Consider the following 7,415-nt stretch of genomic DNA (forward strand, 5'->3'; position numbering starts at 1 on the left):
CCGCCCTCATCCTTGAGGGCCTGGCCAAGGCTTTCTGGCAGAAGATCGCCGTCAACCTGCTCTCCCTGACCGTGCCCACGGGCAGCGTCTACGGCATGGTCGGCCCCAACGGCGCGGGCAAGACCACCACTCTGTCCATGGCTACCGGACTGCTCATTCCCGACGCCGGTCGCGCCCTCGTCCATGGCGTGGACGTGTGGGCCGACCCGGCCCGCGCTAAGGCGCTGCTCGGCGTGCTTCCCGACGGGCTGCGCACCTTTGACCGCCTCAGTGGCCTGGAGCTGATCACCTACTCTGGGCTGCTGCGCGGCATGCCGCGCGACGTCGTCGTCCCCCGGGCCACCCAGCTGCTGCACGTGCTGGACCTGCAGGATGCCGGCACCACCCTGGTGGCCGACTACTCGGCCGGTATGCGCAAGAAGGTCCACCTGGCCTGCGCCCTGGTCCACTCGCCCAGCGTGCTGGTGCTGGACGAGCCCTTCGAGGCCGTCGACCCCATTTCCGCCAAGACGATCCAGAACATCCTCACCGACTTCGCCGCCGCCGGCGGCACCGTCATCATCTCCAGCCACGTCATGGCGACCGTGCAGCGCTTCTGCACCCACGTGGCCATCGTCAACCAGGGCCGGGTGGTGGCCGCCGGCACCACCGCCGAGGTCGCCGCCGGCGCCGACCTCGAGGATCGCTTCGCCCAGCTCGTTGGAGCCCCCACCTCCCGGGAGGAGCTGTCGTGGTTGCGACCCTCGTCCGCCTGAGGTGGCGGCTCATCGCCAATTATCTGCGCACGAATGTCTGGGCCACCATCGCCGCCGTACTTGGCGCCGCCTGGGGCCTGGCGGTCTTCGTGATCGTCATGAGCGCGGCCACCGCCCTGGGCCGGGTCGACGCCGCCACCCTCACCGCCGTCCTGGGCGGCGTTGGCGGCGCCGTCGTCGTCGGCTGGGCGCTCATCCCGCTGCTGTACTCCGGGGTCGACTCCACCCTCGACCCTCGTGCCCTGGCCGCCTGGATCGCACCCTCGTACCGGCTGTCCGTCGGCCTGGCCGTCGCCGGGGCCACCGGCATCCCCGGTATCGTCACCGGTCTGGCGCTGCTCACCCCGGCGTTGGCCTGGATGGTCTCCGGGCACGGCGCCGCCGCCCTCATGTCGCTTCTGCTCGCCCCGGCCGCGCTGGCCACCTGCGTGCTGCTCGCCCGCATCGTCGTCATTGGCACCGGGGTGTCCACCTCCCGCCGCGGCCGCGACGCCGCTGCCGTCCTCGGATTCATCGTCTTCTTCGCGCTCGCGCTCACGCCCCGCCTGCTGGACTCGGCCGTCCTGGATGTTGACGGCGCGGGCGTCTCCGTCCTCGCCGTCGGCCGCATAGCGGGACTGACCCCGTTGGGCTGGGCACTGGCCGCCCCCGGATATTTTGCCCAGGGGCGGGTGCTGCTCGCGCTGGCGCTCGGCGTCGGCGCCATGGCGGTGCCCGTGGCCCTGATGCCGCCCTGGCACCGGGTGGTGCGCCGCGTCATGACCGGCCCTACTCGCGCCACCGCCGCGGCGCGCACACGCCGGGCCGATCGGCGCCACGGACCTGACGCCGCGCCTGCGGTGTTGCCGTGGCAGCGGCGGCTGGAGCACCTGGTGTCCACCCTGACGGCGGCCGTCGCGGCCCGCTGCCTGCGCTACTGGAGGTCCGACCCGCGCTATCTCATCCAGGTGGTGGCATTCATGACGCTGCTACTGGTCTTCGGCATGGGGGTGCTCAACAACTACTCGATGGCCAACGGGACCCCGCCCACCCTCAGCCCCGGCGGGGCACCGTCCGGCCTGTTCCTCATGCTGCCGGCGGCAGGGCTGCTGTTCGGCTGGATCATGCACAACGACCTCGCCTACGACTCCACCGCCCTGTGGACCCACCAGGCGGCGGGCACCAGCGGCCGCAGCGACCGCCTCGGGCGCGTCATCGCCGCCGCGATCTGGCAGCTGCCCTTCATGCTCGTCGTTGCCGGAGTGCTCACCTGGCTGGTTGGTGACTGGCGCAAAGCGGCGGTGTGCCTGGGCGCCACCTTCAGCCTCTACGGCTGCGCCCTGGCCTGGTCGAGCCTGACCAGCGTGCTGCTGCCATATGAGACCAACGCGCCGGAGGAGAGCATTTGGAAGTCCCGCTCCTCGGGCACTGCCTTCGTGGCCGCCATCATCCAGTTGATCGGCATATCCGTCATCTGCCTGGGCGCACTGCCGGTGCTCGTGCCTGCGATTCGCATGGCGGTGACCGACTCCTGGCAGTGGGGATGGGCGGTGGGAATCGGCGGACTGGTATGGGGCGTGACGGCGACCGGCATCGGAGTGGTATTCGGCGGCAAACTGCTCGACCGCCGTTGGGTGCGGGTGCTGACCGCCATCCGCGCCTGGCCCGGCCACGATGAGACCCGTTGAGGCGGGCAGCCGTCCGCGCCCAGCAGACGGGATCGGGACATTTCCCAGGACACCGCCCCGGTAGGCCGTAGCATGGGCACGCGGCGCGGGTGCGCCGCCTACGGGCCTCGCGGATCAGCCCGGGGCCGTTGAAGAACGCAACCCTAAGGAACTGACTCATGGAGCTTGTCATCCTGGACACGGCCGAGGAGATCGCCTCCCGCGCCGCCGACGTCATCGAATCCCTGCTGGCCGACAAGCCGAATGCGGTGCTCGGCACGGCCACCGGCTCCAGCCCCCTGCCCCTGTACGACGAGCTCACCCGCCGCTGTGAGGCCGGCCGCATCTCCTTCAAGGACGTCACCGGTTTCATGCTTGACGAGTATGTCGGCCTGCCCGAAGGGCACCCGGAGCGCTACGCCACCTTCATGGAGCGCAACCTGCGCTCCCGCGTGGACATGGCCCCCGGCGCGCTTCACGGCCCGGACGCGCTCGCGGACGACCTGGAGCAGGCCTGCGCCGACTATGAGGCCCAGATGGCGGCCGCCGGTTACTGCGACCTGCAGATCCTCGGCATCGGCGCCGACGGGCACATCGGCTTCAACGAGCCGGGCGGCCCGCTCGACTCCGCCACCCACGTGGACGTGCTCACCGAGCAGACCCGCTCGGACAACGCCCGCTTCTTCGACGGCGACATCGACGCCGTCCCCACCCACTGCCTCACCCAGGGCCTGGGCACCATCATGAAGGCGCGCAAGCTCGTACTCATCGCCACCGGCGCCAACAAGGCCGAGGCGATCGCCCACCTGGTCGAGGGTGAGATCACCCCGCAGTGGCCGGCCACTGTCATGCAGAACCACCCCGACGCCCTCGTGCTCATCGACCACGCCGCCGCCGGGATGCTCCAGCAGCAGCACTGACCCCCGCACTCTGTGCTGCCCCGGGCGCCGGCCGCGAAACGGTGCCCGGGGCAGCGTCGTCGCGGGAGCCGGGCCGTCGCGGGCACGGGCCAGCGGTGACTCGCCGTCGTGGGGTGCGGGCCAGCGGCGGCCCGCCGTCGCGGGGTGCGGCTGATGCCACAGGCGCTCGCCGGGGCCGCACCCGAAGCGGCGGCATACACTGGGCGCATGCGTCAGCTCCCTGCCTGGCCCCAGGCCAGCATCGACCCCGCCGGCCCCGGCTCGCCGAGCGAACCGGCCGGCGAGCCCGCGCAGTCCGCCGGCACCGCCGTCCTCGAGCGCGAGGAGCTGAAGTCCACCGACGATGGTGACGCGGACCGCTTCGCCCACTACGTGCGCAAGGACAAGATCGCGGCCGCGGCCGCCACCGGGCGCCCCGTCGTCGCGCTGTGCGGCAAGGTCTGGACCCCCGGGCGCGACCCGTCGAAGTACCCCGTATGCCCCACCTGCAAGCAGATCTACGAGCAGATGCGGCCCGGCGGAGGAGACGACGGGCAGGGCGGATCCGGCCCGAAGCGTCCCCGCTTCCCCTTCGGACGAGGCGGTCGGTGAGTCCCGCGCGCCGTCCCCAGTCAGCACATCACCCGACCCAGCCCTCCATCTTCGCCGCGGAGAACCTCTCCCCGGCCTACCCGCAGCGCGCCGCCTGGGGCACCACGCGCCCGCTGCGCGCCTGGCAGGCAGCCGCCCTCAAGCAGTACCTGGAGGCCATGCCGCGCGACTTCCTCGCCGTCGCCACCCCCGGAGCCGGCAAGACGACCTTCGCGCTGCGCATCGCCACCGAACTGCTGACGGCCGGCGACGTCCACAAGGTGACCGTCGTCTGCCCGACCGAGCACCTGAAGTACCAGTGGGCCGAGGCCGCCGCCCGCGTCGGCATCCGCATCGACCCCTCCTACCTCAACGCCCAGGGCGCACTCGGCTCCCAGTTCGACGGCGTCGCCGTTACCTACGCGCAGGTCGCCGCCAACCCCAACCTGCACCGCGCCCGCACCGACCGCACCCGCACGCTCGTCATCCTCGACGAGATCCACCACGGGGGCGACGCCCGCAGCTGGGGGGACGCCATCCGCGAGGCCTTCACCCCCGCCCGGCGCCGCCTGGCCCTGACCGGCACGCCCTTCCGTTCCGACGAATCCCCGATCCCGTTCGTCACCTACACCGCCGAGGCCGGCGGTATCCAGCGTTCCCGGGCCGACTACTCCTATGGCTACGCCGAGGCTCTCGCCGACGGCGTGGTGCGGCCGGTCATGTTCCTCAGCTACTCCGGCCAGATGCACTGGCGCACCAAGGCCGGCGACGAGGTGGCCGCGCGCCTGGGGGAGCCGCTGACCAAGGACATGGAGTCCCAGGCGTGGCGCACCGCACTGGACCCGAGCGGCGAGTGGATTCCTGCGGTTCTGGCCGCCGCCGACCAGCGCCTGACGGAGATACGACGTCAGGTGCCCGACGCCGGCGGCCTGGTCATCGCCTCCGACCAGAACTCGGCGCGCGCCTACGCCAAGCAGCTGCGGGAGATCACCGGCGAGGCACCCACCGTAGCCCTGTCGGACGACTCCGGCGCCTCCAGCCGCATTGAAACCTTCGCCGCCTCCACCGACCGCTGGATGGTGGCGGTGCGCATGGTCTCCGAGGGCGTGGACGTGCCCCGCCTGGCGGTCGGCGTGTACGCCACCTCCGCCTCCACCCCGCTGTTCTTCGCCCAGGCCATCGGCCGCTTCGTGCGCTCGCGCGCCAAGGGGGAGACCGCCAGCGTGTTCCTACCCTCGGTCACCCCACTGCTGGCCCTGGCAGGAGAGATGGAAACCGCCCGCGACCACGTGCTCGGCAAGCGCGGCCGCGTAGACGAGGACAGCCTGTTCGGCAGCCCGGAGGATCGACTCATCGCCGAGGCCAACAAAACCGAGAATGCCTCGGATGATCTGCTGGGCGGCTTCGAGGCCATGGACTCCACCGCCGAATTCGACCGGGTCCTGTTCGATGGCGGCGAGTTCGGTACCGGCGCCACGGTGGGCAGCCCCGAGGAGCAGGAGTACCTGGGCCTGCCCGGGCTGCTCGAGCCCGAGCAGGTGACCGCCCTGCTCAAGCAGCGCCAGAACCAGCAGATCAAGCAGCAAAAGCGCGAGCATGCCGCCGCACAGCAGCGCCGCGCCAACGCCGGCGTCGATGACGCCCGTCGTCGTGCCGCCGCCCGCAAGGAGCTGTCCAAGCTGGTGGGCGCCTGGGCGCGCCGCTCCGGGCAGCCTCACGGCGTGGTGCACACCGAACTGCGGCGGGTGTGCGGCGGCCCGGAGGTGGCCCAGGCCACCACCGAGCAGATCGAGAAGCGGATCGAGACCCTGCGCCGCTGGTTCGTCGGCCGCCGCTGAGGTGCGCCCCTGGTGGCGAGCGCACAAGCCTCAGCGGCGGGAGGGCGCGCTCAGCGACGCTGAGGCGTGCGGCCTTCCAGGTCGACGTGCCGGGTGGGGATCGCCGGGTCGCCCTCGCTCAGGCGCCAGCCGTCGTAGGGCAGCTCGTCGCGCGAGGCCTGGTGGCGTTCGGCCGCCGCCGCCAGCGCATCCGGGCCGCGGTGCTCCTCGACGATGACACCGTCGCGCACCAGGTCCACCTGCAGCGGCCGCGCCCCGGCCTCCCGCAGTGCCGCCAGCCCCGCCGCCTCGGACCGGGCCGAAATGATGAGCTCCTCGCTGGCGGATCCGGCCTCGTCCAGGACGCGCCCGGCCCACTTGCGTCCGCCCACCGTCGACTTGCCGCCGGAGGAGAACTTGGCCACCTCCTGCATCTCGCCGTCGGGGCCCTCGCGCTCCACCAGCTTGTACACCAGCGCCGCCGTCGGCCGGCCCGAACCGGTGACCAGCCTGGTGCCCACGCCGTAGGAGTCCGCCGGGGCGGCGCCCAGGGCGGCGATCGCGTACTCGTCCAGGTCGCTGGTGACGGTGATCTTCGTCGTCGTCGCCCCCAGGGCATCCAGTTGGGCACGCACCTTGAAGGCCTCGGCCACCAGGTCGCCGGAATCCAGGCGCACCGCGCCCAGCTCGCTCCCGGCCGCGCGGGCCGCCTTGACCGCCCGCTCCACCCCGCGCTCAATGTCGTAGGTGTCCACCAGGATGGTGGTGCCCGGGCCCAGGCTCGCCACCTGGGCGGCGAAGGCCTCCTCCTCGCTGTCGTACAGGAGGGTGAAGGAGTGGGCGGAGGTGCCCACGGTGGGGATGCCGTAGCGCATGCCGGCCTCCAGGTCGCTGGTCCCCACGAATCCGCCGACGACGGCGGCCCGGGCCGCCGACACGGCGGCGAGCTCATGCGCCCGCCGCGCCCCGAAGTCGACGCATGGGCGTCCGTGGGCGGCGATCGTCATGCGGGAGGCGGCGGCGGCCACCGCGCAGTCGTAGTTGTAGATCGACAGCGCCAGCGTCTCCAGAATGCAGGCCTCCGCGAAGGTGCCCTCCACCGTCAGCAGCGGGGAGCCGGAGAAATAGCACTCGCCTTCGGCGTAACCCCGGATCGTCCCGCTGAAGCGGTAAGAGCGCAGGTAGTCGATGGTGTCGTCGTCGACGATTCTGGCGGAGTGCAGGTAGTCGACCTGGGCGTCGGTGAAGGTGAAGGACTCGATCGCGTCCAGCAGGCGGCCCACGCCGGCGACGACGCCGAAACGGCGCGAGGCGGGCAGGCTGCGCCCGAAGACTTCGAAGACGCTGGCGCGGTCGGCGACACCGGAGTGCAAGGCCCCCTGGAGCATGGTCAGCTCATACATATCGGTGAGCAGGGAGGTGCTGGAGGCTTCCGGGGCGGGGACATCGCGCAGATTGGCTGTCATGACAGCAACCTACCGCAGGTCGCACGCTCAGGGGAGCGCATGTGGGTGAGCGCACCCGGGAGAGCACCTGCAAGTGAGCGCCTGCGGGTAAGTGCCTGCGGGCGAACGTGCCCGGCCCTCTCTCACCGAAACCGGCACTAATAACATGCCGAAACCGGCACTAATGACGTGCCGAGACCGAGCGAAGTTGCTAATGGCCGGCTAAGTCCTGGCGAGCCGCTCAGGTTTCTTGGGGAATAGA

At 71.5% G+C, this 7,415-nt stretch carries 6 protein-coding genes; 5 read left to right on the forward strand and 1 reads right to left on the reverse strand.

Annotated elements, in window-relative coordinates:
• The 5 genes from RWX45_RS01710 to RWX45_RS01730 all read left to right on the forward strand — a co-directional run.
• The coding region (locus tag RWX45_RS01710) for an ABC transporter ATP-binding protein (RefSeq protein WP_316022063.1) at positions 1-755 on the forward strand (755 nt) is incomplete at its 5' end.
• On the forward strand, positions 731-2,422 hold the full coding sequence (locus RWX45_RS01715) for a transporter (protein WP_316022064.1): 1,692 nt from the start codon (positions 731-733) through the stop codon (positions 2,420-2,422). The genes RWX45_RS01710 and RWX45_RS01715, both read left to right, overlap by 25 nt.
• A gap of 158 nt (positions 2,423-2,580) precedes the next feature.
• Positions 2,581-3,321: a glucosamine-6-phosphate deaminase gene (gene nagB, locus RWX45_RS01720; RefSeq protein WP_316022065.1), complete on the forward strand. Its 741-nt coding sequence runs from the start codon at positions 2,581-2,583 to the stop codon at positions 3,319-3,321.
• A gap of 207 nt (positions 3,322-3,528) precedes the next feature.
• A complete protein-coding gene (locus RWX45_RS01725; protein ID WP_316022066.1) occupies positions 3,529-3,912 on the forward strand; it encodes a DUF3039 domain-containing protein in 384 nt (127 codons plus the stop codon).
• Positions 3,909-5,729: a DEAD/DEAH box helicase gene (locus RWX45_RS01730; RefSeq protein ID WP_316022067.1), complete on the forward strand. Its 1,821-nt coding sequence runs from the start codon at positions 3,909-3,911 to the stop codon at positions 5,727-5,729. The genes RWX45_RS01725 and RWX45_RS01730 overlap by 4 nt, the downstream gene beginning before the upstream one ends.
• 50 nt (positions 5,730-5,779) lie before the next feature.
• Here RWX45_RS01730 and RWX45_RS01735 read toward each other — a convergent pair whose 3' ends face one another.
• Complete coding sequence (locus tag RWX45_RS01735; protein ID WP_316022068.1) at positions 5,780-7,174, reverse strand: nicotinate phosphoribosyltransferase; 1,395 nt, start codon at positions 7,172-7,174, stop codon at positions 5,780-5,782.
• Positions 7,175-7,415: the final 241 nt, after the last annotated feature.

The sequence above is a fragment of the Actinomyces sp. MRS3W genome, from assembly GCF_032465695.1.
Taxonomy (GTDB): Bacteria; Actinomycetota; Actinomycetes; order Actinomycetales; family Actinomycetaceae; genus Actinomyces.